The organism is Microbacterium jejuense (assembly GCF_019511665.1).
Lineage (GTDB): Bacteria > Actinomycetota > Actinomycetes > Actinomycetales > Microbacteriaceae > Microbacterium > Microbacterium jejuense_A.
In genome coordinates this window covers 110119-135546 of the sequence record NZ_JAEUAW010000002.1, presented here as the reverse complement: position 1 = coordinate 135546, position 25428 = coordinate 110119, and the positions used below count along the sequence as shown (strand labels likewise).

The following is a 25428-nucleotide window of genomic DNA, read 5'->3' as shown; positions in this document are numbered from 1 at the left end:
CTCGCCCCGCCGGAGTTCGTCTCCGGCGGGGCGAGCGCGTTCCCGCACCGAAGAGGAACGCCGCATGCCCCGCTCGATCACCATTGCCGACGACCGGATCTCGATCACCTTCGACGCCGCGACGGGCGGCATCGTCGCCGTGTCGCAGGAGGGGGTCGGGCCGTGGCTGCGATCTCCTGCGGGCGGGTCGCTGTTCGTCTTCGAGGTGCCTCGGCACGGCGACCGCACGGTGGTCGTCGAGACGGCCGCCCAGACGCTGAGCGCGGGCACGGTGTCGCCGGACGGGCGGACCGCCCAGCTGACGTGGGACGGGCTCGCGACGTCCACGGGGGAGCGCCTCGGGGGTCGCATCGAGGTGCGCGCCGCCGTCGACGACGGCGCGCTCGAGCTGACGCTGCGCTTCGCCATCCCGGATGCCGACGTCGAGGCGGTCCGCTTCCCCGCGGTCCGGGGCATCAGCCCGGCGCACGGCGGGCTCGAGTACCGCGGCGTGGACTACTCGACCGGCACTCGCGTGCGGCTGCTGCCGGTGTTCGACAACAACTCCCCGTACTGGGGCACCACGTTCCCCGATCACGCGAGCGGCAACCTGCGGCCCGAGGTCATCGCGAATCCCACCTCGCCGTTCGTGGTGCTGGCCGGTGACGAGGCGGGCCTGACGGTACTCGCGGCCGCACCCACCCTCGAGTTCATCGGGTGGCGCACGTCGCTCGAGCCGGGATACCTCGACAGCCTGTCCCGCACGACCTCGGCGGATGCCACCGTGACCTTCGAAGCCATCCACTTCCCGACGCCTTCCGCTCACGAGCGCGAACTGCCGGCGATGCGGGTGGCGCCGTACCGCGGCGAATGGACCGCAGGCACCGACGTGTACCGCGCGACACAGGGGCCCACGCGGCGCTCGCGTGCCACGTGGCTCGACGAGCCGCGGTCGTGGCTGCAGGTGCAGCTCATGTCGACCGAGGGCGAGCCGAGATACGACTTCGACGCGCTCGTCGACATCATCGAGGAGTGCGCGGCCACCGGCATCGGCGCCATCCAGATCACGGGATGGAACGAGGGCGGCCAGGACGGCCTCGTCCCCGTGCATCGCCCGGCCCAGAAGCTCGGCGGGCTCGCGGGACTGCGCCGCGCCCTGGAGCGCGCCCGGGAGCTCGACGTCAAGACGGTGCTCTACGTCAAGTACGTGTGGGTCGAGAAGCCCGGCCCGTACTGGGCCGAGTTCGAGGCATCCGTCGCCCGCGATCCCAACGGTCAGCCGTATGCGCAGCCCGGTCCCGTGTACCACTCGTCGCGCAAACGGTATGGAATCAGCACGCCCTGGTACGTCCCGCTGTGCTTCGGTGTCGAAGCCGTGCGCGACCGGTTCGCGCGCGAGGTCGCCGAGCTGCACTCGTGGGGGGCGGACGGCGTGCTGGCCGACGAGTCGCTGTACCACGGACGCTCGCTGATGTGCTTCGCCGAAGACCACGGGCATGCGCCGGGAGCGAGCTCGTTCCTGTGGGACGGCCAGTTCGTCGAAGACCTCCGCCGGGCGATCGGCGAGGGCGCCGACGAGTTCGTCATCGCCGCCGAGGGCGCCTACGACGAGCAGTTCGAGCACTACGACGTGTCGTACTTCCGCAGCTTCTCGGCCAACCACGTGCCACTGGGAAGGATGCTGCGGCCCGATGCCCGCATCGTCACCGCCCTCATCGGCTCCGACGATCGCAACATGGTGAACCAGAGCCTGCTCTACGGCTACGCCCTGAGCTTCGAGCCGTTCAACTTCAAGGGACGCCCGGGTGACATGCCCGCGACCGTCGCCTACGGCACCGCGGTGGACGCGTTGCGCACCGAGCTGGCGGAGTGGCTCTGGAACGGAAGCCTGACCACGGGCGACGACATCGATGCGCGGGTCGTGGACGGCGGCGGCGACCTCCGCACCGCGGTCTGGCGCAACGCAGCCGGCACGTCGTGCCTCGTCGTCGCGAACTACGCCGAGGAGGCCTGCACGGTCGCCGTCACGGGGCTCGCGGAAGCGGTTCAGGTGCACCGCCCCGATGGTGCCGCGGCATCCGCGCCGGCCTCTGGAATCATGCTGCCGGCGCGGTCCGTCGTGGTCGTCAAGTAGCGAAACTAGCGTCTGACGGGGCTGGAAGCGGGCTACCTCCGCTACATGGCGGTCTGGAAGCGCCACGATTCGTCCTCACGGACCCGATCGTGTAGTATCGCTACACAACCCCGGTCGAGGACGATAGGACGATGCCATGACGCGGTGGCCCGCAGACGAACGGAATCGAACATGAGCACACGCGTAGACGACGTTCGCGTCCTCGCGGTCGACGATCCCGGCACCACGCGCTCGCTGAAGCGCCGGCTCTGGACAGACCGCAGCTCGGCCGGCAAGTTCTGGATCGCCGTCTCTCCGGCGCTGATCCTGTACCTGCTGTTCACGGTGTACCCCATGATCCAGGTCGTGGTGGCGAGCTTCACCGACGCGCGGGGCTTCAACCAGCCGTGGGAGTTCGTCGGCCTCGACAACTTCGTGCGCATCTTCTCGGGCGACCCGGTGCTGATGGAGGCCGTCGGCAACACCGCGATCTACGCGTTCTTCAAGATCGTGGTGCAGACGGTCCTAGCGTTCCTCATCGCCGTGCTGCTGCACCGCCAGCTGATGCTCGGCAACATCTACCGCGCGATCTTCTTCGCACCCATGGTGATCAGCCCGGTCGCGATCGTCTTCACGTGGAGCTTCATGTACGACCCCACCTCGGGGACGTTCAACACGATCCTGCGCAACATCGGGCTGGGCGCCTTGGCGCAGGACTGGCTCGGCAACTACGACCTGGCCCTGTACAGCGTCATCCTCGTCGACCTGTGGAGCGGCCTCGGCTTCAACATCGTGATCTTCCTCGCGGGCCTGAGCACCATCCCGTCCGAGATCCTCGAAGCCGCTCGCGTCGACGGCGCGCGGGGGTGGAAGACGCTGCGCTACATCACCCTGCCCCTCATGATCCCGTCGATCGGCCTCGTGCTGGTGCTCGCGATCAACGGCGCGCTGCGCGCATTCGACACCGTCTACCTCATGACGAAGGGCGGACCGGGCAACTCCACCCAGCTCTATATGACGCAGGTCTTCCAAGAGGGGCTCGTCAACAACAACTTCGGGTATGCGTCGGCGATGGCGGTGCTCGTGCTGATCGTGCTGATCGCGATCGCCGCCGTGCAGAACAAGCTCAACAACAAGATCGCGGAGGATGACCGATGACCAGCCGCAACGTGCTTCGGGTGGCGCGGCGGGTGCCGGTCAACCTGCTGCTGATCGTGCTCAGCATCCTGATGATCTACCCGATCGTCATCATCGTCATCACGGCGTTCAAGCCGAACCTCGAGGTGCTGACCAACCCGACCGGCCTGCCGCAGCAGCCGACGTTCGACAACTTCATCACGTCGTGGGTCGAGGCCGACTTCACCAACCTGTTCGCCAACTCGATCCTGCTGACCGTGGTGAGCATGACCATCGCGACGATCGTCGCCGCCCTCGCGTCGTACGCCATCGTGCGTGCGGCCACGCGCATCGGCTCCGGTGTGTACCTGCTCATCGCGGCAGGCATCTTCCTGCCCATGCAGCTCGCCCTCGTGCCCCAGTTCCGCGTCGTGCGCGACCTCGGCCTCATCAACAACTACGCGGGTGTCATCCTCATCTACATCGCCGGGGCGATCCCGTTCGGCGTCTTCCTGATGGCCGCGTTCATGCGCCAGGTGCCGAAAGAGATCGTCGAGGCGGCCACCATCGACGGCGCCGGCTACTTCCAGCTCTTCTGGAAGATCTTCTTGCCGCTGGCCCGTCCGGCGATCGCGACCTTCTGGGTGCTGCAGGGAGTCGGGGTCTGGAACGACTATCTCGTCCCGCAGCTGTTCCTCACCGACCCCGGCAAGCGCACGCTCACCACCGGCGTGCTGTACTTCAAGGCGCAGTATCTGGCCGACTGGGGCAACATCATGGCAGCCGTGCTCATCATGAGCCTTCCGATCCTGTTGATCTTCATCTTCGCGCAGCGATACTTCGTCAGCGGCCTGTACGCGGGTGCGGTGAAGTAGCGCGTGGCCTCGTCACTCGACGACGTCGAACGGCGGCGCTGGCAGGACTCGCCCCTCTTCGGCGACCGCTTCACCGACGTCCACGCCGCCGTCCCGCCCCGCCGCGCCCGCGGCGCGTCGCTTGCCGGCGGGAGCGACGGATCGCCGGTGACGGACGCGCGGCGAGAGACGCTGTCGCTCGACGGAGAGTGGCTGCTCGCCGGGGCGCTCCCGGGCCGTGAGTTCTCGATCGACCGGTGGGCGGGCGACCGGTCGGAGGCGGCACGGCGCGAGCCGGTCGGCTGGCACCGCGAAGACACCGATCGCTCCGCCTGGATCGCGGCGACCGTGCCCGGCACCGTGCAGGGCGCCCTCGTCGCGGCCGGCGTCATTCCCGATCCGCTGCTCGACGACAACACCCACGCCGAGCTCGTCGAGCACGGGGAGCCCTCCGAGTGGCCGTGGTTCTTCCGCCGCACGCGCGTCGAGCAGCAGGAGTGGTGGTACGCCCGCAGGTTCACCGTGCCCGCGCACTGGGCCGGGCGCGGCATCCGTCTCGCGTTCGACGGCATCGACTACGCGGCCTCGGTGTACCTCAACGGCGAGCCGGTCGCTCGGCACACCGGCATGTACGGCGGCCCCGAGGTCGACGTGACAGCGCTCGTGCGCATCGACGCCGAGAACGAGGTCGTGGTGCGCATCGACCCGCCGCCGCGCGACTGGCACGGCGTGATGAAGCCGTCGCCCGGCTGGGGCTGGCACTACGGGCACCTCATCTCGATCGGGATCTGGCGCGGCGTGCGCCTGGAGACCGTCCCCAGGATCGAGCTGGCCGATCCGTACGTGACCACGCGTGAGCTGACGGATGCCGCAGCCCGCGTCGGCGTGCAGTGGGACGTCGTGCGCCACGACGAGGCTGACGGCGATCTGCCGCTGCGCGTGGTCGTGCGCGATCCCGCGGGTGTCGTCGTGGCCCGCGCCGATGTCGAGGTCGCGGCACGCGCGCCGCTCACGCGCCACGAGGTCGAGCTCGACATCCCCTCGCCGCAGCCGTGGTGGCCGTTCGGGTACGGCGAGCAGCCGCTGTACTCCGTCGAGATCTCGGGCGCCGGGCAGTCCGTCGACGCAGCGTTCGGCATCCGCACGGTCCACATGCGCGCGCTCGCCGCGCGCAGCGGTGCCGACACGTACGACTGGCGGTTCGTCGTCAACGGGCGCGAGCTGTTCCTCAAGGGCGCGAACTGGTGCTGGACCGATCCCATGGCCCGGCGGGGGTTCGACGTGGACCGGCACATCCTCGACCTCGTCGTACGTGCGAACCTGCAGATGCTGCGCGCGTGGGGCGGTGGCACGGTCGAGAGCGACGAATTCTACGAGGAGTGCGATCGACGCGGCATCCTCGTGCTGCAGGAGTTCCCCCTCACGTTCGGACTCGACTCCACCGGCGCCGACCTCGCGACGATCGACGAGCAGGCCGGACGCATCGTGCGCCGGCTGCGCAACCACCCCTCGCTCGTGATGTGGGGCGGCGGCAACGAGCAGCCCGCGACCATCACGTCGGACGACCTGCTCACCGTCATCGGGCGCCGCGCGACGCAATACGACCCGTCGCGGCCGTTCCACCGGACCGACCCCTGGGGCGGGAGCGAGCACTTCTACGGCGTGTACCACGAGGGGATGCCGGTCGAGGCGTACCGCGATCACGTGCCGCCGGTCTTCGGCGAGTACGGCCTGTCGAGCCAGTGCGATCTCACGAGCATGCACCGGTTCCTGGACGGCGCGCTGCTCGAGCAGTGGCCACCGCCCGAGCACGGTGCGATCCTGCAGCACCAGGCGCAGTTCTCGCTCTTCGACCTGTTCAAGCAGGCGCGCTACGCGCACTACGGACCGATCCGCGACTGGCCCACGTTCATCGAGTACTCGCAGCTGGCGCAGGGCGACGCGCTGCGGTTCGCGTCCGAGCGCATCCGCGCGCACAGCGGCACCGAGACGTCGGCGTACTGGTTCTACAAGGTCGGCGAGGCGTTCCCCGGTGCGTCGTGGGCCGTCATCGACTACTACGGCGTGCCGAAGCTCTCGTACTACCGCGCGAAGCAGTTCGGAGCCCCGCTGTCGGCCTACGCGGTGTACGACCGGCTCGACTGGGCGGCCGGCGACACCTTCCGCGCCGGCATCCATGTCTCCAATGACACCCCCGCCGAGGTGCGCGGTCTGCGGCTGGAGGTCCGGCTGTACGACGCCGACCTGCAGGTGATCGCGACGCGCGCGGAACAGATCGACATCGGCGCCGACGGCCGCGTGGACGCCTTCGAGCTCGCCGTCGGACTCGTGGGCGTGCGTCTTGATCCCCTCGTGCTCTCGGTCGAGCTGACGGCGGCCGACGGAGCCTTCGTCTCGTCGGCCTGGTACCCGTTCAACCACCAGCCCAAGAGCGCCGCGGTACGAGAGCTCGAGGAACAGCCGCTCGACAGCCTGGCCGACCGGCCGGTCGCGGAGCTGCTCGCGCCGTACGCCGACGGCACCTCCCCGCTGCGGGAGCTGCCGCGCACGCGGCTCGCCGCGCGGATCGAGGGCGACGCGCTCGTGGTGAGCAACCTCGGCCCGCATCCTGCGCCGCTCGTGCTGATCGACGGCTTTCCGCACGACGTCGGGCGCGTGCTCGACGACAATGCGTTCGGCCTCGCGGCCGGCGCGTCGCGGCGCGTGGCCTTCGATGCGGGCGGGGCGTCGCTCGACCGACTCTCGGTGCGTGCCTGGAACGCCGACGCGGTGCGGCCGTCATGACCGAGCGGCGGATCCTCGCCACGTGCGGCGGCTGGAGCCCCGCTCGCTGGGGAGATGTCGAGTTCAGCCCGCTGCAGCGCCATGCACTCGAGCTGACCGGCGTCAGCGGGCGCCGCATCCGCGTGGCGTTCGTCAACACGGCCTCGGGCGACCAGCGCGTCGACGAGGGGCGCGAGCTCGCCGCCGCGGCGCGAGCGGGAGTGGATGCCGTCCATATCCGGCTCTTCGGGCGCAATCAGCCCGACCTGCGCGATGCCGTGCTCGACAGCGATCTGGTCTGGGTGGGCGGCGGCAGCGCAGCCAATCTGCTGGCGGTGTGGCGCACGCACGGGCTCGACGACGTGATGCGCGAGGCGTGGGAGTCGGGGATCCTCCTCGCCGGCACGTCCGCGGGCGCGCTCTGCTGGCACGTCGGCGGGCCGACGTCGACCTTCGGCCCCGTGTCCGTCATCGATGACGGACTTGCTCTCGTGCCGTACGCGCTCGGCGTCCACTACGACTCGCAGCCCGATCGCCGACCGGCCCTGCAGCGGGCGGTCGCGTCGGGCGCCCTGCCGACCGGATTCGGTCTCGAAGAGGGCACGGCGGTCCTGTACTCGGGTGCGGACCCGGTCGAGTTCCTGACCGAGATCGACGGCGCCGTCGTGCACCGCGTCCACCGAGAGGGTGGCGTCGCGGAACAGCGCGTCGACGCCCGCCTCGTGAAATGAGGGGTCCGCAGCACATGTCTCACGTCGCGCTGGCTGTCGACATCGGGGGCACGAAGGTCGAGGCGGCCCTCGTCGACGCGACGGGTGCGTTCCTCGAGGGTTCGCGACACCGTCGCGCCACGGGTCGTGCGGCGACGCGCGAAGAGCTGCTCGCCGCGATCCGCGAGGCTGCCACAGCGGCCGTCGACAGCGCGCCGGCCGCGGTGATCACCGGCGTCGGCGCGGGATCCGCCGGCCCGGTGGACGCGATCGCGGGCACCACCTCGCCGCTCAACCTGCCCGGTGGTGCGCACCTCGAAGTGGTGGGCGCGCTTCGCCGCGTCGTACCGGGAGTGCCGGTGCGGCTCGCGCTCGACGGGGCGTGCCTGATGATGGCCGAGCACTGGCTGGGGGCGGCGCAGGGAGCGCGCAACGCGCTGGCGATGGTGGTGTCGACGGGCGTCGGCGGTGGACTGCTGCTGGACGGGCACGTCGTCACGGGCCGCACCGGCAACGCCGGGCACGTGGGGCAGATACGTCTGCGCGTGCCGGGTGACCAGGTGCTCGACGGGACGCTGGAGGCGCTCGCGTCCGGTCCGTCGACGGTCGAGTGGGCTCGCTCGCAGGGCTGGGCGGGCCGAAGCGGCGAGGAGCTCGCAGCGTCGTACGCCGCCGGCGACGCCATCGCCCGCGCGGCCGTCCATCGGTCCGCGTCTGCGGTCGGCGAAGGCATCGCCAGCACGGCGGCGCTCCTCGACCTCGAAGTGGCCGTGGTCGCCGGTGGCTTCGTCAACGTCGCGGCGGACTACATCGACGTCGTCCGTGCGAGTGTGCGGCGGCACGCGCCGTTGCCGCACGCCGCGGAGGTGAAGGTGCTGGGCTCGCCGCTCGACGGCCGGGCGCCCCTCCTCGGGGCCGCGTATCTCGTGCACGGGGGTCTGATCGCCGAAACAGGCTGCGCTGCGTGACGCGGACGCCGACCGTAGGCTGTCGGCGTGACGCAACCGCTGGACGAAGGGCCGTTCTTCCACGGCACGAAGGCCGATCTGCGGGAGGGCGACCTCCTGACGGCGGGCTTCCGCTCGAACTACCGCCCCGAGGTCGTGATGAACCACATCTACTTCACCGCCCTCCGCGACGGCGCCGGGCTCGCCGCCGAGCTCGCCGCCGGAGAGGGCGAGCCGCGGGTCTACCTCGTGGAGCCGACTGGCCCGTTCGAGGACGATCCGAACGTGACCGACAAGAAGTTCCCCGGCAATCCGACGCGCTCGTACCGCAGCACCGAGCCGCTGCGCATCGTCGGCGAAGTCCAGGACTGGACGCGGCTGACCTCGGAGGCGCTGCAGCAGTGGCGGGACCGCCTCGCCGAGCTGGCCGCCGACGAACGCGGTGAGATCATCAACTGAACCTCGGCGGGCAGGACCCGGCGCGCGGGGCGTCAGGATCGCCGCTCGGTGAGGTGGATGTCGACGTCGTCGCCGTGGGTCTTGCCGATCGCCTTGCGGATCGTCCCGGCGATCGGCAGCTTGTGGGTGCCGTCGCCGAGGGCCATGAATGCGCCTTCGAACGGCTGACCGTCCACGGTGCCGGCGACCTTGACGAGGCCACGGGTGCCGAAGATCCTCGCGGAGTCCGGCAGCTGCACGCAGGTCCAGGTGTCGCCTTCGCGCACCTTGCCGAGCGTGGCGGTGAAGCGGATGTCGAGCGGTCCGGTCGTGTGACTCATGATGTTCCTCCGTCGGTGCCGTCTCCACGAGTATGTCCCGTGGCCGGCCCTCACGGGGATGACGATCGATCCCCGCCCCGATCGACATCGTCGACCGCGTCGGCGAGCCGCATCGTGTCGGCGGCGGCCGCGGCCAGGTCGGCCGCGGTCCGCGCGATGGTGCGCTGGAGCACCCGCACCGCCGCGGCCGGAGCGATGTCGGCGGGGCGCGCGACGCTGATCGTGCGGGTGAGGGTCGGTTCGCGCAGGCGCACGGAGCGCAGGCCCGGGCGCTCGATGAGCACCATCGCCGGGACGATCGCGACGCCGAGGCCCCGCTCGACGAATCGCAGGACGGCATCCATCTCGGCTCCTTCCACGACGGCCGCCGGCGTGACACCCGCGGCCCGGAAGGCCGCGTCGGTCGTCGCGCGCAGGTCGTACGTCGGGCTGAACACGATCTGGGGGAGCGCGGCCACCTCGGCGAGCGAGATGGCGTCGTGCGCCGTCACCGGCGGCACCGCATGAGACGACACGACCACCAGCTCCTCGACCAGCAGTGGGGCGACGGTGAAGCGGTCGGTGGCCACGCCGTGCGAGGTCGTGATGAGCGCGAGGTCGAGCTCGCCCGCACCCAGCTCTTCGAGCAGGCGCCGCGAGCCGTTCTCGGACAGGTGCAGCTCGATGCCCGGATGCGCCGCGTGGAAGGCGGCGAACACCTCGGCGACGAGGCTGACGCACAGCGTCGGGGTGGCGCCGAGCCGCACGCGCCCGCGCTGCAGGCCGGCCAGCTCGGCGAGCTCACGGCGGACCGAGTCGGCGTCGGCCAGCATGCGCCGCGCGAGGGGAAGCAGCGATTCGCCGGCGACGGTGAGCGTGCTGCCGCGCCGCGCGCGGTGGAACAGCTCCGTGCCCAAGTCCTGCTCGAGGGTCGTGATCTGGCGGCTCAGCGACGGCTGCGCCAGGTGCAGACGCTCGGCTGCGCGTGTGAAGTTGCCGACCTGGGCGACCTCGACGAACGCGCGCAGCTGCTCCAGATTCACATCTATAGCCTACGCGCATCGATCCCAGCAGGAATATGCATTGGAGTAATCGAACGAGCGCGCCTACCGTCGAACGCGTGAAGACTTCAGAACGCCAGCTGTCCACCACCGTCCTCGTCATCGGCACCGGCGGCTCGGGCCTGCGCGCCGCCATCGAGCTCGCCGAGGCGGGCGTCGACGTGCTCGCGCTCGGCAAGCGCCCCAAGTCCGACGCCCACACGTCCCTCGCCGCCGGCGGCATCAACGCGTCGCTGGCCACCATGGACCCGGAAGACACGTGGCAGCAGCATGCCGCAGACACCCTCAAAGAGAGCTACCTGCTCGCCAACCCCGAGACCGTCGAGGTCGTGACGAAGGGCGCGGCCCAGGGCATCGACGACCTCGAGCGCTACGGCATGCCGTTCGCCCGCGAGGAGGACGGGCGCATCTCGCAGCGCTTCTTCGGCGCGCACACCTACCGCCGCACGGCGTTCGCCGGCGACTACACGGGCCTCGAGATCCAGCGCACCCTCATCAACCGCGCCGCGCAGCTGGAGGTGCCGATCCTCGACACGGTCTACGTCACGCGCATCCTCGTCAACGATGACGGCGCCGTGTTCGGCGCCTACGGGTTCGACCTCGAAGACGGCACGCGCTACCTGATCCACGCGGATGCCGTCATCCTGGCCGCCGGCGGCCACAACCGCATCTGGCGCCGCACGTCGTCGCGCCGCGACGAGAACACCGGCGACTCGTTCCGCCTGGCCGTCGAGGCCGGAGGGCGGCTGCGCGACCCCGAGCTCGTGCAGTTCCACCCGAGCGGCATCATCGAGCCCGAGAACGCCGCCGGCACGCTGATCTCGGAAGCCGCCCGAGGCGAGGGCGGCATCCTGCGCAACGGCCTGGGCGAGCGGTTCATGCACAAGTACGACCCCGAGCGCCTCGAGCTCTCGACCCGCGACCGCGTCGCACTCGCCTGCTACACCGAGATCAAGGAGGGCCGCGGCACCCCCAACGGCGGCGTGTGGCTCGACGTCTCGCACCTGCCGCGCGAGGTCATCATGACCCGCCTGCCCCGCGTGTACCAGACGATGCTCGAGCTGCAGATGCTCGACATCACGAAGGAGCCGATCGAGATCGCGCCGACCGCGCACTACTCGATGGGCGGCGTGTGGGTCCGCTCGTCCGACCACTCCACGGACGTGCCCGGCCTGTACGCGATCGGCGAGGCGTCGTCGGGCCTCCACGGCGCGAACCGCCTCGGCGGCAACTCGCTCATCGAGCTGCTGGTCTTCGGCCGCATCGTCGGCCAGGCGGCTGCGGCGTACTCGGCAGCCCTGCCGGCGCAGAAGCGCTCGGCGGCGTCGGTCGAGACGGCACGGGCCGAGATCGCGGAGCTGCTGGCGGCATCCGGAACCGAGAACGTCCGCGCCCTGCAGCGCGCGATCCGCGACGTCATGACCGAGTATGCCGGTGTCGTGCGCGACGAGGAGGGCCTGCGCCAGGGCCTGGTCGAGCTCGACGCCATCGAGGCGCGCATGGCCGACATCGGCGTGCACCCCGACATCGCCGGGTACCACGACCTCGCGCACGCGTTCGACCTCAAGTCCGCGGCGCTCGCCGCCCGTGCGACGCTCGAAGCTGCTCTCGAGCGACGTGAGACCCGTGGATGCCACAACCGCAGCGACTACCCGGATCTGGATCCCGCACTCCAGGTGAATCTGGTGTGGTCGCCCGGGACGGGCGTCGTGCGCGAGGAGATCCCGCCCATCCCGGACGAGATCGCCGCCCTCATGCGCGAGGTGTCGGTCGTCGGCAAGCTCGTCGAGTAGGGGTCGACGGCGCCATGGCGCGGCCGTAGGCTCCGACGTGCACCCCCCGCACGACGAGCCGAGGAGGCCACGCCATGGCGCCGATCACCACCTTCGACCACGTGGGCGTGACGGTCCGCGACCTCGATGCGGCGGCGGCGTTCTTCGTCGCGCTGGGGCTCGAGGTCGAGGGCCGCACGTTCGTCGAGGGGGAGTTCCTCGACACGGTGTGCGGCATCCCGGACTCGCGCACCGAGATCGTGATGCTGCACCCGCCGGGCGGCGGGACGAGCGTCGAGCTGTCGAGCTTCGTGCGTCCGGAGCCGGTCGAGGGGTCGCCCGCGGCAATGGCGAACGAGCTCGGACTGCGCAGCATCGCCTTCCAGGTGGACGACCTCAGGGCAGAGGTCGCGCGCCTCGCCGACGAGGGCTACGGACTCATCGGCGGCATCGGCGAGTACGAGGGCGTGTGGCTCATGGCCTACGTCCGTGGCCCCGAGGGGATCACCGTTGCGCTCGCCGAGCGCTTGAGCTGAAGCCGACGCCAGTCAGGCCGCGTCGGCCTTGCGGCGCTCGCGGTAGGCCTTGGCCTTCATGCGGCTGCCGCACGTGGCCATCGAGCACCACTCGCGGCGGTGGCCGCGCGACGTGTCGAGGTAAACCTGCGTGCACTCGGGGCGGGAGCACTCGCGCAGCAGCGCGGCCTGGTCGCCGCCGATGATCTCGACGGCCTCGCGCGCGAGGTGCGACAGCGCCTGCCGCGGCGTGCCCGACCGGGCCCAGCCGTCGGAGGTGAGGGCGGCGGTGAGCGGCGGCTCCGCCGCGACCGCATTGACGGCGGCGACGGCGTCGGGCGGCAGCGCCCGATCGTGCAGGCGTGCCCACACGAGCGCGTAGATCGCCTCGCGCACGTCGACGGCGGCGTCGAGGTCGGCAGGAGAGGATGCCTCGACCCGCGGCGCCAGCCCCGACTCGGTGAACCAGGCGTCGAGGTCGGTCGTCGCGGCGAGCTTCTCGGTGGGCTCGGTGTTGCGGCGCGCGCGCAGCGTTCCGACGAAGTCGAGGGCGAGCGTGCCGCAGGGGAAGGCGTGAATCACATCACCATTCTGACAGGTGACACGCCGGCGAGGGTCGAACTGCATCACCTGTTTGACAGGTGACGGGAATGACGGCAGAGTAGTCACCGTTCAAACCGGTGACGATCCGGTCGCAACCTGAGGAGAGATCATGGACCTGAAGCTCGAAGTCGTCGTCATCCCCGTCTCGGACGTGGACCGTGCGAAGGCGTTCTACGAGGGGATCGGGTTCCGGCTCGATGCCGACTTCCGCTCCGAGCGGGGGCTGCGCGTCGTGCAGGTCACTCCGCCCGGGTCGGCGGCATCCATCATCTTCGGTGACAAGCTCACGACGGCCGAGCCGGGCTCCACGCAGGGGCTGCACCTCATCACGGCCGACATCGCAGCAGCGCGCGAGGAGCTCATCGCCGGCGGTGCCGAGGTCAGCGACCTGTGGCACGACGCCGACGGCATCTTCCACTGGGCGGGCACCGAGAACCGCGTCGCCGGTCCGCACCCCGCCACTGACAGCTACGGCACGTATGCCTCGTTCGCCGATCCCGACGGCAACGGCTGGGTGCTTCAGCAGATCGTCACGCGGGCCCCGGGCCGCTGATCCTCCAGGTGAGACGAAGCACGACGATGTCGCACGAGACACCGGTGGCCGACACCGAGACCTTCCTGCGTGAGCTGCTGATCCGCACCGCCGCCGCGCACGGCGTGCACGAGCGCGACGACCTCGGCGGTGTGTACGACGAGGACTGGCCGCGCTGGTACGCGGCCTATATGGCGCGCGACCTCGCCGCGGCCGGCCACGCGATCGTCCGGAGCGAGCCGTGAACGCCGACCGGCGCCTGGAACTCGCCGACGAAGCGGCGCTCGCTCGCTACCTCGTCGCGCTGCGCGACAGCGGCTCGGCCCTCACGCCCGAGCTCGCTGCGGCCTTCGACGAGCTGACCCCCGGCCAGCTCGACGTGCTGGTCGGTCTGCTCGTGGACGAGGGGGCGGGGTCGTCGGCTCCCCGCCCTGCTCCTGCGGCTCCCGCCGTCGCTCCGCGGGTGCCGCGAAGGGATGCCGAACCTCCCCCCGACCGCTCCTCCTGGTCGGGGCGCACGTGGACGGCCGTGCTGCTCGCGGCCTCGCTCGTGACGGCGTCGCTGGTGTGGGCGTCGAGCCTGGTGCTCACCGCGCCGTCGTCCGGCTCGGCGTCGACCGGCCGCGAGTCCAGCATGGCAGCCGATCCGGGCACAACCGTCGACCTCGGCGATCTCGACCTCAGCGGCCTCGACCTGGGCGCTGACGGGGACTGGTGAGAGGCGGAGCCCCGGTCAGCCCTCGACGGTGAGGCGCAGCGCGTCGAGCAGCTGCGTCCAGCCCGGCTCGAGGCCGGCGACCGCGGGAGCGGCCTCGGAGCGGACGTCCGACACGTCGATGCGCAGGCGCAGCGCTGTCGTCTCGCCCGACCCCGTGAGCGTCACCGTGTGCCGCGCGGCGAACAGCGGCAGACCGTCGGCTCCCACGGGAGCCAGGCGGAAGACGAGACGCGCGCCGGGCTCGACCTCGTCGACGACGCCGGTCGATGCGTAGGTCGCCCCGGCGCCTTCGCGCAGCACGAACCGGATGGCGCCGCCCGCACGGGGGTCGAGCTCCCAGGCATCCACCTCGAAATGCTGCGGCGCCCACCACCGGACCGCGCGCTCCGGGTCGGTCCAGGCTCGCCAGACATCCGAGACGGTCGCGGCCAGCTGCCGGTCGAACTCCAGCGTGCGGGCGCCGTCGTCGCCGACGGGCCGTGCCGTCTCACGGACGATCGCGGCCTCGTACTCGTCGAGCACGGTGTCGTCGCCCGCGGGTGACGCCAGGCCGCCGAAGAACTCCGACAGCGCCGACATCGTGCCGCGGTCGAGCCGCGCCACGCGTCGGCGCCCCAGCCTGTGCACGCGGATGACGCCCGCGGCTTCGAGAGCCTGGAGGTGCTTGGTCGTCTGAGGCTGCAGAGCACCGAGGTGCTCGGCCACCTCACCGACCGTGCACGCACGTGTCGACAGCAGCTGGACGATGCGGAAGCGCGTCGGCTCTGCGATCGTCGCGAGCTGGGGCTGAACCTGCGGAGCCTCCACGCGATCAGTCCTGCGCCACGAGCGCGGCCAGGTTGTCGAGCTCGTTCGCGCGACCCGCGACCAGCCGCTCGGTCCACACCTCGTCGTGCATCGGCTCCATCTGCATGACGATGCGCGTGCCCTCCTCGACGGGCGACAGCTCGACGACCGTGAGCTGCTCGTACGGCTCGTGGTCGGGCACGAAGTCGACGACCGACCGGTACGCCAGTCGGCGCGGCTCGTCGAGCTCGGTGAAGTGCTTGCGGGATTCGGTGGTCAGCGGCATCCCGTACTGCTCCATGAAGGCGATCTGCTCGGGGGCGGTCGCGGTCATCGTGTAGACGAGCTCGCCGCCCGGCTGCAGCTCGATCTTCGTGACGTCGGTGCGGAACCCCTCGGGCGCCCACCAGGACGAGATGCCCTCGGCGGTGGTCCAGAGCTCCCACACGCGAGCGGGCGAGGCGGTGACGGTGCGTTCGATGATCTCGGTCATGGCATCACAATATATTCGTCTAGACGAATGTGTCAACTGTTTTCTCTCGTGGACTTGACCATGACGCAACGTGAGGCACGAGCCTGACGACATGAGCGAGTATTTCGACGCATTCGACAGAGGAGCCACCACCGAGCGGGGCGTTGCCGCCGTCGCGCCCGAGGTGTTCCGCGGTATCTACGCGATGCCCGCGTTCGTGAAGATCGAGACGGGCGATCTCGCGGCATCGACGGACTTCTGGGTGCGCGGGCTGGGCTTCATCGAGCTGTTCAGCATTCCCGGGCAGGTGGTGCACCTGCGGCGCTGGGCGTTCCAGGACGTCCTGCTCGTGCCCGCTGGGACGCCGACGCACGAGGCCGGGAGCGCGGTCGTCACCGTGAGCTTCTCGTGCGTCATGAGCCAGCTGGACGAGGTCGCGGGCGCGTGCCGCAGCATGATGCCCGACAGCGTGACCGGGCCGTACGACACGCCCTGGAACACCCGTGACGTGGAGGTGCGCACCCCCGAGGGTGTGCGCGTCGTCCTCACGGCGCCGAGGGACATCGACCCCGACAGCCCCGAGAACCGCGCCCTCGAAGCCGCCGGCATCGTCGCCCCCGACCGCAGGAAGGAGGGTCACAATGGTCACCATGGCTGACCCGCGGATCGACGACGGTCTGACGGTCGGGGCCGTCGCCGAGCTGCTCGGCGTGACTGTCCGCACGCTCCACCACTGGGACGAGATCGGCCTCGCGTCTCCGTCCGAGCGCACGCCCGCCGGCTACCGCATCTACACCGACGCCGACCTCGGGCGTCTGGAGCGGATCGTGGCGTATCGGGATGCCGGGCTCGGGCTGGACGCCGTACGGGAGGTGCTCGACGACGCGACGACCGACATCGGCACGACGCTGCGTGCGCAGCGGGCACAGCTGGCCGACCGCATCGAGGAGCTGCGGCGGCTCGACGAGCAGCTCGAGCGGCTGACCGATGCCCACGAGCGCGGCATCCTCCTGAGTCCCGAGGAGCAGACCGAGTCGTTCGGCCCGGCGTGGGACGCGGATGACGCGGCCGGAGCGCGCGCCGCGTGGGGCGGAACCCTGCAGTGGGCGCAGTTCGCCGAGCGGTCGGCATCCCGTACCAAGGCGGAGTGGCAGGCGCTCGCCGCTGACATGGCGGCCCTGCAGCAGGCGCTCGGGGACGCCCTCGACGCGGGCGTCGAGCCGGGGAGCGACGACGCCGGCGCACTCGCCGAGCGGCACCGCGAGATCTTCTCGCACTTCTTCCCGCTCTCGCGCGAGATGCAGGTGTGCCTCGGACGCATGTTCGCGTCCGACCCGGGCTTCGCCGCACACTACGACGGCATCCGCCCGGGCCTCGCCTCGTGGTTCGCCCGCATCATCGAGGAGTCCGCGCGAGCGCACGGGATCGATCCCGACCAGGCCGTCTGGCGGTGAGCGACGCGCAGAACCCCCGGTCTCGACGAGACCGGGGGTTCTGGATGCGCGACGGCGAACGTGTCAGGGCTTCAGCACGAGCGTGTCGGTGGTCGCTGCAGAGACCGCCTTGGGCGAGTAGGCCCACGGGGTGAGCTCGGCCTTCTGCCACGATTCCACCTGGTCGGTGTAGTTCGTGTGGAAGGCGTGGCCGCTCTCGCCCGTCAGCTGGTTCCAGCGCGAGTGATCGAAGTCGTCGAGGTCGACGATCATGCGCATCGACGGCACGGTGATCGTCGAGAAGTCGCCCGAGCCGAGGTCCCAGCCGGTCGCGTTCACGACCGATGATCCGCCACCGACGGGGAACGGGCCGCGGTTGAAGAACCACTCGATGGGCGCGATGCCCGACTCGCCGAAGGTGCCGTTGGTGAGCGGCAGCGCGTGCAGCGAGCCCCAGTTCCAGCGGGACTGGTTGTCGCCCTGGGCGTCCTCGAGCCGCTCATACGCGTCGATCGCCGAGCGCTTCAGCATCTCGCGCATGCCGTCCACGCCGAGCTCGTCGTTGGTCCACCACGGCGAGGACTCGTCCGAGAGCAGGGTGTCCATCACGAGGAAGAGGCGTCCCTGACCGCTCAGCGGCGCCGGGTTCTCGCGGCCGTTCACGAACATGTTCTGGGCGAGGGTGTCCCACAGCACGCTCGCGTAGGCGGCGGCCGACGAATCGGCACCGGCCTGCGCGTCCCACTCCTGCAGCAGCTTCAGTGCGGAGTCGGTGCGGCTATCGCCCGTCTCGATGTCGGCGTAGGCAGCGGTCAGGCGCATGCCGATGAACGAGTAGTTGTCGGCCTGGATCGCGTTGAGGTCGTCGGCGGTCACCGGACCCTTCGCGATCGCCCGCTCGATGAGCTCGGTGATGCGCGCCGCGCGCCAGCCGTAGTCCCAGTCGTTCGTGAGGAAGTGGGGGTAGTCCTGACCGACGATCGCGTTGTTCGCGGTGACGATGTAGCCCTCGTCGGGGTTGTACGACACCGGCAGCTCCTCGAACGGGATGTACCCCTGCCACGCGAACGCCGAGCTCCACCCCGGCTGCGGCATCGAGCCGTCCGCCGCGCCCCGGATGGGCAGCTTGCCGGGTGTTTGATACCCGATGTTGCCGTCGACGTCGGCGTAGATGAGGTTCTGCGCCGGCACGTCGAACAGCGCAGCCGCGCCGCGGAAGTCGTCGAAGTCCTTGGCCGTGTTGAGGGCGAAGATCGCGGATGCCGTCGTCCCCGGCTGCAGCGCGGTCCAGCGCAGGCTCACGGCGTACTCGCCCTCGGGCGCATCGGCCGGCGGCGCGGTCACGGTGCCGCCGGTGCCGACGTAGGGGTGCTCGGCGATCTCGGTGAAGTCGTCGGTGAGCCCCGACACGATCGGGCCGTTCGCGGTGGAGCGCACCTCGAGCTCGACATCGTCGCCGCCCGCCACCTTGAACGTCTCGGTGCGCGTCTGCAGCGGTACGAGCGCGCCGTCGTACCAGTACGAGTCGCCCTGGATCTTCTCGAGGTACAGGTCGGTCACGTCTGTCGTGAGGTTCGTGAAGCCCCATGCCACGCGCTCGTTGTGGCCGATGACGACGCCGGGGAGGCCCGAGAACGAGAAGCCCGCCACGTCGAAGGGGCACTCGTCGGTGACCTCCGAGCACTTGAGCTGGATCTGGTGCCACACGCTCGGCAGCGACGCGCCGAGGTGCGGGTCGTTGGCCAGCAGCGGCTTCCCCGTGTCGGTGTTCGCGCCCGAAACGACCCACGAGTTCGAGCCGATGCCCTCGCCCGCGTCGCCCACGAGCTCGCCGACGGCCTCGATGACGCTGTCGACCTGGGTCCACTCGATCGCCGACGTGTCGGCATCCGTCTCACCGGTCTCGCCCTCGGCCGTCGCGTCGGGCGCGGTGCCGACCGCGGGCACGGTCGAGATCTTCGGCACGATGACCGGGTTGCGGTCGAACGGGTACGCCGGGTACAGCTCGTCGATCTGCTCCGGGGTGTACTGCGACGCGAGCACGGCGCGCTCGGTCTCGGTCTCGATGTTGCTGCGGAGGTCCCAGGCCATCGCCTTCAGCCACGCGACGGAGTCCGCCGGCGTCCAGGGCTCGATCTCGTAGTCCGGGTTCTGCAGTCCGAGCACGGCGTACTCGAACGAGGCGTCGGCGCCCTGGTGGTCTGCGAGGTAGGCGTTCACGCCGTCGGCGTAGGCGTCGTAATAGGCGCGCTCGGTGTCGCTGAGGGCCTCGACCTCCTGCTCGGCGATCTCGTGCCAGCCGAGCGTGCGCAGGAACTTGTCGGTGCCGAGCTGCGACTTGCCGAACAGCTCCGACAGGCGGCCGCTCGTGACATGGCGGCGGAAGTCCATCTCCCAGAACCGGTCCTGCGCCTGCACGTAGCCCTGCGCGAAGAACAGGTCGTGCGACGAGTCGGCCGTGATCGTGGGGATGCCGAGCGCATCGCGCTGCACCGTCACCTCGTCATCCAGCCCCGTCACCGTCACCTCGCCGCTCAGCTGCGGGAACGACCGCTGCACGGTGTAGGTGACGAATCCGATGGCGACGAGGGCGATGACCACGACGATCGCGACGATGGTGAAGAGCGTGATGCCGATGGTGCGGCCCACGGAGCGGCGCTGCACGGTGTCGTCGGTGGCATAGGGCGAGGCGGGGGGCTTCGACATTGAGAGCTTTCCGGGCTGGGGCGGGACACGCGGTGCCTGGCGCCGCGAGACGGGGTGCCACGGGCATCGGGTCGCCCGGGCGCTGTTCCGCATCGTATCCCCGACCGGCGCCCTGGGCCGAATCGCACTCGCTTTTCGCCCCGCGACCGGCCCCTCTGTCCCTCCCCGCACTCGCTGACTTGGCTCATATGTACGCAACACGCTGGCGTGTCGCGTACATCTGAGCCAAGTCAACCGTGGGGGGAGTGGATGCCGGGCGCCCGGCATCCACTCGCGCGAGGTGTCAGCCGATCACGCTCGGCTGCAGGTCGCGCAGCGTGCGGAAGTGGGTCATGCGCGTCACTCCGATGGCGGCCAGGACGCCGGCGCCGACGAGCCATGCCACCAGCACGGTGAGGTCGAGCCACACCCGGTCGGCGCTGCCGCCGTACATGACCTGGCGCATCGCGTCGACGACGTACCCCATGGGCAGCACATGGTGGAGCGCGGCGAGCGGTGCCGGAAGCGTCTGCCACGGGAAGGTCCCGCCCGCCGTGACGAGCTGCAGCACCATGAGGACGAGTCCGAGGAACTGGCCGACCGAGCCGAGCCACACGTTCAGCGCGAGGACGATCGCCGCATACGTCGCCGACGCGAGCAGCAGGATGCCGAGCGTCGCCAGCGGATGCGCGAACGAGAAGCCGAGGGCGAGCGCGAGAACGCCGAACAGGCCGACCATCTGCACGCCGCCGAGCAGGGCCGGTGTCGCCCAGCCGGCGAGGGTGATGCGGATCGGGGAGTGCAGCGCCGTCACCGCGCGCTTGGAGACCGGCTTGACGATGAGGAACAGCGCGTAGATGCCGATCCACCCCGCGAGCGCCGCGAAGAAGGGCGCGAGGCCCGCACCGTAGTTCTGCGCCTGCGTGAGCGACGACCGCTCGACGTCGACGGGGGTCGCGAGAGTGTCGGCCTGCTGCCGCCGCGTCGCGGCGTCGTACGAGGGCAGCTGCGCCGCACCGGAGCTCAGGCCGTCCCGCAGCTGCGTGGCGCCGTCCTCGAGCTGCGTGATGCCGTCGTCGAGGGTCGTCGCGCCGTCGCGCAGCTGTGCCGAGCCGTCGCGCAGTTGCGCGGCGCCGTCGGCGGCGGTCGCCGTGCCCGCGGCGAGGGTGGCGGCACCCCCTGACACCTGCTGCGCGCCGTCGTTGAGCCGGTCGATCTGCGCCACCGCGCCCTGCACACGCTGGTCGATGGCCGTGATGCGCTCGCCGACCGGGTCGAGGGCCGTCAGCACCTCGTCGATCTGCGTCTGGTCGAGCCCGGCCGCCGCGAGCTTGGTCGCGATGTCGGTGCGCGCCTGCGGCAGCGCCGCGGTCGCGGTGGATGCCGCGGCCCCGACCCGGTCGGCGACGCCCGCGAGCTGCGCGGTGCCGTCGGCTACCTGTGCCGCGCCCGCGGACAGCTGGGCGGCGCCGTCGCGCAGCTGCGCCGTGCCGTCGGCGAGTTGCGTCGCACCGTCCGTGAGCCGCGTCGCGCCATCGGCGAGCTGCGTCGCGCCGTCGCCGGCCTGCGCCAGCCCGTCGACCAGCTGCCCCGCGCCGGCGGCGGCATCTGTCAGCTGCACGCGGATGGTGTCGAGGGCGTCGAGCATCGTGAGGCCGGCCTCGGCCACCACCTTCTCGGTGACCGTGGTCTTGATCTTCTCGACCGCCTGTGTGCCGATCGTCGAGGCGAGGTAGTTGTTCGCATCGCTCGTCAGCAGCACGAGGTCGGCGGTGTGCGGGTCGGCCGACGTGATCGATGCGATGGATGCCGTGAAGTCGGCCGGCAGCTCGACGCCGAAGTCGTAGGTGCCGTCGTCGAGCCCGGCTGTCGCCTCTTCGGCGGTCGTCAGGTGCCAGTCGAACGAGCCGTCCTCGATGAGCTCCTGCGCGACCTCGTCGCCGAGGTTGCGGTCGGTGCCGTTGAGCTGCGCGCCGGTGTCGGCGACGACGAGCGCCACCGGCACCTGGTCGAGCTGCCCGTAGGGGTCGCGGTTGGCCCACAGGTACAGCCCGCCGTACAGGATCGGCACCGCCATGAGCGCGATCAGGGCGATGAGCGACATGCGCGTCGACGTGAGGCGCCGCAGCTCGGCGAGGATCATCTGGGGGACCTTCATGCCCGGCCTCCTCTCGTGCGCACGGTGAGCCTGCGCAGGCGCGGGCTCCCGCTCCCGGTCGTTGAGCGAGCGAGGACCGAGCGAGACGAAACGCCTGTGCCGGGTGTCGGTCGTTGAGCGGAGGGCGCTCCAGCGCCCGAAGACGAAACGCCTCGGCTGACGGTCGGGTCGTTGTCGAGTTCGGCTTGCGACGTTTCGTCTCGCTTCGCTCGCTCAACGGCCTGGGGTGTCGGTCGTTGAGCGGAGGGCGCTCCGGCGCCCGAAGACGAAACGCCTGTGCTGACGGTCGGGTCGTTGTCGAGTTCGGCTTGCGACGTTTCGTCTCGCTTCGCTCGCTCAACGGCCGGGGGTGTCGGTCGTTGAGCGGAGGGCGCTCCAGCGCCCGAAGACGAAACGCCTCGGCTGACGGTCGGCGCGTCGTCGAGTTCGGCTTGCGACGTTTCGTCTCGCTTCGCTCGCTCAACGGCCGGGGATGTCGGTCGTTGAGCGGAGGGCGCTCCAGCGCCCGAAGACGAAACGCCTGTGCTGACGGTCGGGTCTGCTTGCGACGTTTCGTCTCGCTTCGCTCGCTCAACGGCCGGGAGGGTCGATCGCTCGACGGCCGGGAGCGCGACGCGGGCCGAAGCCTGCCCGGCGATCACGAGCACGGCGAGACCGCGGGCCGCCAACTCCTCGGCGATCGCCCACCAGGCCTCGGGCTCGCCGCCGTGGCGGTCGGGCGAGACCAGCACGAGACCTTCGACGCCCTTGCGCAGCACCGCCAGCTCGCACAGCGCCCGCACGCGGTCGGCCGGGTCGACGTTCGAGACGGGAAGGGATGCCGCCTCCGCGAGCCCGTTGTCGGCCAGCCAGTTCTGCACCGCGATCGGGTGCGAGGGGCGCCCGGCGAACATGAGCTCTTCGGCCACGACGCCGGCCAGGGTGACGTTCGGCTCGGGCTCCGACACCTCGGGGGCGTCGACCAGGGCGACGCGGCGGCGCAGGCGTGAGGCATCCACCTCTCCGTCGAGCTCGACGCGGCCCGTGTCGGGACGCATGCGGCCCGACGCGATGAGACCCAGCACGGTCGGGCGCTGCTCGGTCTCGGCGACCACCAGCGTCGCGGTGCCCGACGCGTAGGCGGTCGACGTCACGGGCAGGGCGTGTTCGCGGCGGCCCTTGCCGACCGCGTCGAGCACGACCTTCATGCTCCCGCCGCCTCGGCGTCGGCGAGGATGCCCGGATGCGCGTCGAGCACGGCGGCCGCCTCGCGCCACGACAGCCCGGCGATCGACAGCACGGCGCGCACCGCGAGCGCGCGCGCCTCGGGCGACGACGCGTCGATGCGGGTGATCACGGTGCGGGCGGTCTCTTCGATCAGGCGGGCGAGCGTCGGCGCGGCGACGTCGGTGCGCAGCACGTCGTCGTCCTGCCCCTCGCGCACGATGCGCACGACGGTGCGCCGCAGCGGCGCGAGGGCGGCGGCGGTCTCTTCGAGGTGCGCCTCGTCGAGAGCGATCGCGGCGAGCACCTGCACGTGGGCGGCCTCGTTCCACAGGGCCGCGGCCAGCCGCGCGAGCGCGACGCGCGCGTCGGCGTCGTCGATCGTGGCGGCGACGGCGTTGAAGCGCTCGGCGCCCTGGGCGACGAGCTCGCTCACGAGCGCGTCGCGGTCGTCGAAGTGGCCGTACAGGGCGCGACGCGACAGGCCCGCCTGACGGGCGATCGCGTCGACGGAGGCCCGGGGGTCGTGCGCCAGCGCCACGTGGGCCGCCGCGAGGATGCCGGCGCGGTTCTCGCGGGCATCACGGCGCGGAGCGCGCGCGACATCGGTGGAGGTCATGCCCCCATGCTACGTAACTTGCACAGTAGTGTGCAAGTTATCCAGGTGATGCTCAGTCGGTACCGAGGTCGAAGGCGGACGCCTCGTTCGCGGCATCCGTTGCGTCCGCGAGCTCTTCGCCCGCGGCCGTCAGCGGCGTCGCGCTCTCGGTGATGTCGCCCGCCTCGCCCTGCGACAGGTGGCCGACGAGGTCGCCGGTCGCGCCGCCGATGATGCCGGCGGCGGCGTAGTGCTCGAGGCGCACGCGCGAGTCGGCGATGTCGAGGTTGCGCATCGTGAGCTGGCCGATGCGGTCGGTAGGCCCGAACGCGGCGTCGCCGACGCGCTCCATCGACAGCTTCTCGGGGTGGTACGACAGGCGGGGGCCGTCGGTGTCGAGGATCGTGTAGTCCTCGCCGCGGCGCAGGCGCAGCGTCACCGAGCCGGTGATCGTCGAGCCCACCCACTTCTGGATCGACTCGCGCAGCATGAGCGACTGCGGCTCGAGCCAGCGGCCCTCGTACATGAGGCGGCCGAGGCGGCGGCCCTGCTCGTGGTAGGTGGCGAGCGTGTCTTCGTTCAGGATGCCGTTGACCAGGCGCTCGTACGCCGTGAACAGCAGTGCCATGCCCGGGGCCTCGTAGATGCCGCGGGACTTCGCCTCGATGATGCGGTTCTCGATCTGGTCGCTCATGCCGAGGCCGTGGCGGCCGCCGATGCGGTTCGCCTCGAAGACGAGCTCCACCGGGTCGGTGTACTCGACGCCGTTGAGCGCGACCGGGCGGCCGGCGTCGAAGGTGACCGTGACGTCCTCGGTCTCGATCTCGACCGACGGGTCCCAGAAGCGCACGCCCATGATCGGCTCGACGGTCTCGAGCGAGACGTCCAGGTGCTCGAGGGTCTTGGCCTCGTGCGTGGCGCCCCAGATGTTGGCGTCGGTGGAGTACGCCTTCTCGGCGGAGTCGCGGTACGGGAAGCCGTGCTCGACGAGCCACTCGCTCATCTCTTTGCGGCCACCCAGCTGCGTCACGAAGTCGGCGTCGAGCCACGGCTTGTAGATGCGCAGTGCGGGGTTCGCGAGCAGGCCGTAGCGGTAGAACCGCTCGATGTCGTTGCCCTTGTAGGTGGAGCCGTCGCCCCAGATGTCGACGCCATCCTCTTTCATGGCGCGCACGAGCAGGGTGCCGGTGACGGCGCGGCCGATCGGCGTCGTGTTGAAGTAGGTGCGGCCGCCCGAGCGGATGTGGAACGCGCCGCACGCCAGTGCCCCGAAGCCCTCTTCGACGAGGGCCGGCTTGCAGTCGACCAGGCGCGACAGCTCGGCGCCGTACTCGAGCGCCCGGGCCGGGATCGCGTCGATGTCGTCCTCGTCCGGCTGGCCGAGGTCGCCCGTGTAGGTGCAGGGGATCGCACCCTTGTCGCGCATCCACGCGACGGCCACGGAGGTGTCAAGTCCCCCCGAGAAGGCGATGCCGACGCGCTCGCCGACGGGCAGGGACTGGAGGACCTTCGACATAGTCCCCCAGCTTACCGAGGGGCGAGTGGATGCCGCGGGCCGAGGCATCCCCCGTCACACCAGGCACACCCGCATCACCGGCGGGGCTGGAAACCGCCTGTGAGCTGGCCCTAGGCTGAGGCCTGATACGCGCAAT

At 70.8% G+C, this 25428-nt stretch carries 24 protein-coding genes; 14 read left to right on the top strand and 10 right to left on the bottom strand.

The features are described from left to right. Positions 1 to 64: 64 nt before the first annotated feature. From JNB62_RS02580 to arr, 7 genes are all read left to right on the top strand, one after another. Positions 65 to 2113 carry a DUF6259 domain-containing protein gene (locus JNB62_RS02580; RefSeq protein WP_220299321.1) on the top strand — a complete coding sequence of 683 codons (2049 nt, stop codon included), beginning with the start codon at positions 65 to 67 and terminating at the stop codon, positions 2111 to 2113. A gap of 171 nt (positions 2114 to 2284) precedes the next feature. Beyond that, complete coding sequence (locus tag JNB62_RS02575) at positions 2285 to 3250, top strand: carbohydrate ABC transporter permease (RefSeq protein WP_220299320.1); 966 nt, start codon at positions 2285 to 2287, stop codon at positions 3248 to 3250. Next, a complete protein-coding gene (locus JNB62_RS02570; protein ID WP_220299319.1) occupies positions 3247 to 4083 on the top strand; it encodes a carbohydrate ABC transporter permease in 837 nt (278 codons plus the stop codon). The genes JNB62_RS02575 and JNB62_RS02570 overlap by 4 nt, the downstream gene beginning before the upstream one ends. 3 nt (positions 4084 to 4086) lie before the next feature. Beyond that, positions 4087 to 6846 carry a beta-mannosidase gene (locus JNB62_RS02565; RefSeq protein ID WP_220299318.1) on the top strand — a complete coding sequence of 920 codons (2760 nt, stop codon included), beginning with the start codon at positions 4087 to 4089 and terminating at the stop codon, positions 6844 to 6846. Further along, a complete protein-coding gene (locus tag JNB62_RS02560) occupies positions 6843 to 7556 on the top strand; it encodes a Type 1 glutamine amidotransferase-like domain-containing protein (protein WP_220299317.1) in 714 nt (237 codons plus the stop codon). Before JNB62_RS02565 ends, JNB62_RS02560 begins: the two co-directional genes overlap by 4 nt. A 14-nt stretch (positions 7557 to 7570) precedes the next feature. Further along, positions 7571 to 8503 carry an ROK family protein gene (locus tag JNB62_RS02555; RefSeq protein WP_220299316.1) on the top strand — a complete coding sequence of 311 codons (933 nt, stop codon included), beginning with the start codon at positions 7571 to 7573 and terminating at the stop codon, positions 8501 to 8503. A gap of 27 nt (positions 8504 to 8530) precedes the next feature. Continuing rightward, on the top strand, positions 8531 to 8941 hold the full coding sequence (gene arr / locus JNB62_RS02550; protein WP_220299315.1) for an NAD(+)--rifampin ADP-ribosyltransferase: 411 nt from the start codon (positions 8531 to 8533) through the stop codon (positions 8939 to 8941). A gap of 32 nt (positions 8942 to 8973) precedes the next feature. Here the strand turns inward: arr and JNB62_RS02545 are convergent, their stop codons facing one another. Continuing rightward, complete coding sequence (locus JNB62_RS02545) at positions 8974 to 9261, bottom strand: DUF1905 domain-containing protein (RefSeq protein WP_220299314.1); 288 nt, start codon at positions 9259 to 9261, stop codon at positions 8974 to 8976. 50 nt (positions 9262 to 9311) lie between these two features. Next, positions 9312 to 10289, bottom strand: a complete 978-nt coding sequence (locus JNB62_RS02540) for a LysR family transcriptional regulator (protein WP_374450199.1) — start codon at positions 10287 to 10289, stop codon at positions 9312 to 9314. Between the two features lie 71 nt (positions 10290 to 10360). Between JNB62_RS02540 and JNB62_RS02535 the strand changes: the two genes are divergently transcribed. Both JNB62_RS02535 and JNB62_RS02530 read left to right on the top strand, forming a co-directional pair. Further along, on the top strand, positions 10361 to 12094 hold the full coding sequence (locus JNB62_RS02535) for an L-aspartate oxidase (protein WP_220299312.1): 1734 nt from the start codon (positions 10361 to 10363) through the stop codon (positions 12092 to 12094). Positions 12095 to 12168: 74 nt separating this feature from the next. Further along, positions 12169 to 12609, top strand: coding sequence for a VOC family protein (locus JNB62_RS02530; RefSeq protein ID WP_220299311.1), 441 nt, complete (start codon positions 12169 to 12171; stop codon positions 12607 to 12609). Positions 12610 to 12621: 12 nt separating this feature from the next. Here the strand turns inward: JNB62_RS02530 and JNB62_RS02525 are convergent, their stop codons facing one another. Beyond that, on the bottom strand, positions 12622 to 13170 hold the full coding sequence (locus tag JNB62_RS02525) for a CGNR zinc finger domain-containing protein (protein ID WP_220299310.1): 549 nt from the start codon (positions 13168 to 13170) through the stop codon (positions 12622 to 12624). A 130-nt stretch (positions 13171 to 13300) separates the two neighbouring features. Here JNB62_RS02525 and JNB62_RS02520 point away from each other — a divergent pair, with 130 nt between their 5' ends. From JNB62_RS02520 to JNB62_RS02510, 3 genes are read left to right on the top strand one after another with little or no spacing between them, the layout of a single operon-like run. Beyond that, positions 13301 to 13744 (top strand): VOC family protein, encoded by a 444-nt coding sequence (locus tag JNB62_RS02520; protein ID WP_220299309.1) that lies wholly within the window; start codon positions 13301 to 13303, stop codon positions 13742 to 13744. Between the two features lie 26 nt (positions 13745 to 13770). Further along, the gene (locus JNB62_RS02515; RefSeq protein ID WP_220299308.1) at positions 13771 to 13968 is read left to right on the top strand and encodes a hypothetical protein; all 198 of its coding nucleotides are present in this window, start codon (positions 13771 to 13773) and stop codon (positions 13966 to 13968) included. Further along, positions 13965 to 14441 (top strand): hypothetical protein, encoded by a 477-nt coding sequence (locus JNB62_RS02510; RefSeq protein ID WP_220299307.1) that lies wholly within the window; start codon positions 13965 to 13967, stop codon positions 14439 to 14441. Before JNB62_RS02515 ends, JNB62_RS02510 begins: the two co-directional genes overlap by 4 nt. Positions 14442 to 14456: 15 nt before the next feature. Here JNB62_RS02510 and JNB62_RS02505 read toward each other — a convergent pair whose 3' ends face one another. Next, positions 14457 to 15248, bottom strand: a complete 792-nt coding sequence (locus JNB62_RS02505) for an SRPBCC domain-containing protein (protein ID WP_220299306.1) — start codon at positions 15246 to 15248, stop codon at positions 14457 to 14459. Positions 15249 to 15252: 4 nt separating this feature from the next. After that, positions 15253 to 15720: an SRPBCC family protein gene (locus tag JNB62_RS02500; RefSeq protein WP_220299305.1), complete on the bottom strand. Its 468-nt coding sequence runs from the start codon at positions 15718 to 15720 to the stop codon at positions 15253 to 15255. 91 nt (positions 15721 to 15811) lie between these two features. On the opposite strand from JNB62_RS02500, the gene JNB62_RS02495 reads away from it, so the two are divergent. Continuing rightward, positions 15812 to 16357: a VOC family protein gene (locus JNB62_RS02495; RefSeq protein ID WP_220299304.1), complete on the top strand. Its 546-nt coding sequence runs from the start codon at positions 15812 to 15814 to the stop codon at positions 16355 to 16357. Next, positions 16341 to 17153 (top strand): MerR family transcriptional regulator, encoded by an 813-nt coding sequence (locus tag JNB62_RS02490; RefSeq protein WP_223230887.1) that lies wholly within the window; start codon positions 16341 to 16343, stop codon positions 17151 to 17153. Before JNB62_RS02495 ends, JNB62_RS02490 begins: the two co-directional genes overlap by 17 nt. A 63-nt stretch (positions 17154 to 17216) precedes the next feature. On the opposite strand, the gene JNB62_RS02485 is transcribed toward JNB62_RS02490, so the two are convergent. The 5 genes from JNB62_RS02485 to argG all read right to left on the bottom strand — a co-directional run bounded on the left by JNB62_RS02485 (position 17217) and on the right by argG (position 25292). Then, positions 17217 to 19838, bottom strand: a complete 2622-nt coding sequence (locus tag JNB62_RS02485) for a penicillin acylase family protein (protein WP_220299303.1) — start codon at positions 19836 to 19838, stop codon at positions 17217 to 17219. A 283-nt stretch (positions 19839 to 20121) separates the two neighbouring features. Next, a complete protein-coding gene (locus tag JNB62_RS02480; RefSeq protein ID WP_220299302.1) occupies positions 20122 to 21975 on the bottom strand; it encodes a YhgE/Pip domain-containing protein in 1854 nt (617 codons plus the stop codon). After that, the gene (locus JNB62_RS19115; protein ID WP_223230886.1) at positions 21972 to 23162 is read right to left on the bottom strand and encodes a hypothetical protein; all 1191 of its coding nucleotides are present in this window, start codon (positions 23160 to 23162) and stop codon (positions 21972 to 21974) included. The genes JNB62_RS02480 and JNB62_RS19115 overlap by 4 nt, the downstream gene beginning before the upstream one ends. Beyond that, positions 23159 to 23797, bottom strand: coding sequence for a TetR/AcrR family transcriptional regulator (locus JNB62_RS02470; protein WP_220299301.1), 639 nt, complete (start codon positions 23795 to 23797; stop codon positions 23159 to 23161). Before JNB62_RS02470 ends, JNB62_RS19115 begins: the two co-directional genes overlap by 4 nt. A gap of 52 nt (positions 23798 to 23849) precedes the next feature. Beyond that, a complete protein-coding gene (argG, locus tag JNB62_RS02465) occupies positions 23850 to 25292 on the bottom strand; it encodes an argininosuccinate synthase (RefSeq protein ID WP_220299300.1) in 1443 nt (480 codons plus the stop codon). Between the last annotated feature and the right edge of the window lie 136 nt (positions 25293 to 25428).

What these genes read in the sequence shown, in the direction of transcription:
- JNB62_RS02580 (WP_220299321.1), top strand. Translation starts at nt 65, where the DNA reads ATGCCCCGCTCGATCACCATTGCCGACGACCGGATCTCGATCACCTTC.
- JNB62_RS02575 (WP_220299320.1), top strand. Translation starts at nt 2,285, where the DNA reads ATGAGCACACGCGTAGACGACGTTCGCGTCCTCGCGGTCGACGATCCC.
- JNB62_RS02570 (WP_220299319.1), top strand. Translation starts at nt 3,247, where the DNA reads ATGACCAGCCGCAACGTGCTTCGGGTGGCGCGGCGGGTGCCGGTCAAC.
- JNB62_RS02560 (WP_220299317.1), top strand. Translation starts at nt 6,843, where the DNA reads ATGACCGAGCGGCGGATCCTCGCCACGTGCGGCGGCTGGAGCCCCGCT.
- JNB62_RS02555 (WP_220299316.1), top strand. Translation starts at nt 7,571, where the DNA reads ATGTCTCACGTCGCGCTGGCTGTCGACATCGGGGGCACGAAGGTCGAG.
- JNB62_RS02545 (WP_220299314.1), bottom strand. Translation starts at nt 9,261, where the DNA reads ATGAGTCACACGACCGGACCGCTCGACATCCGCTTCACCGCCACGCTC.
- JNB62_RS02530 (WP_220299311.1), top strand. Translation starts at nt 12,169, where the DNA reads ATGGCGCCGATCACCACCTTCGACCACGTGGGCGTGACGGTCCGCGAC.
- JNB62_RS02520 (WP_220299309.1), top strand. Translation starts at nt 13,301, where the DNA reads ATGGACCTGAAGCTCGAAGTCGTCGTCATCCCCGTCTCGGACGTGGAC.
- JNB62_RS02515 (WP_220299308.1), top strand. Translation starts at nt 13,771, where the DNA reads ATGTCGCACGAGACACCGGTGGCCGACACCGAGACCTTCCTGCGTGAG.
- JNB62_RS02500 (WP_220299305.1), bottom strand. Translation starts at nt 15,720, where the DNA reads ATGACCGAGATCATCGAACGCACCGTCACCGCCTCGCCCGCTCGCGTG.
- JNB62_RS02495 (WP_220299304.1), top strand. Translation starts at nt 15,812, where the DNA reads ATGAGCGAGTATTTCGACGCATTCGACAGAGGAGCCACCACCGAGCGG.
- JNB62_RS02490 (WP_223230887.1), top strand. Translation starts at nt 16,341, where the DNA reads ATGGTCACCATGGCTGACCCGCGGATCGACGACGGTCTGACGGTCGGG.
- JNB62_RS02485 (WP_220299303.1), bottom strand. Translation starts at nt 19,838, where the DNA reads ATGTCGAAGCCCCCCGCCTCGCCCTATGCCACCGACGACACCGTGCAG.
- JNB62_RS02480 (WP_220299302.1), bottom strand. Translation starts at nt 21,975, where the DNA reads ATGAAGGTCCCCCAGATGATCCTCGCCGAGCTGCGGCGCCTCACGTCG.
- JNB62_RS19115 (WP_223230886.1), bottom strand. Translation starts at nt 23,162, where the DNA reads ATGAAGGTCGTGCTCGACGCGGTCGGCAAGGGCCGCCGCGAACACGCC.
- JNB62_RS02470 (WP_220299301.1), bottom strand. Translation starts at nt 23,797, where the DNA reads ATGACCTCCACCGATGTCGCGCGCGCTCCGCGCCGTGATGCCCGCGAG.
- argG (WP_220299300.1), bottom strand. Translation starts at nt 25,292, where the DNA reads ATGTCGAAGGTCCTCCAGTCCCTGCCCGTCGGCGAGCGCGTCGGCATC.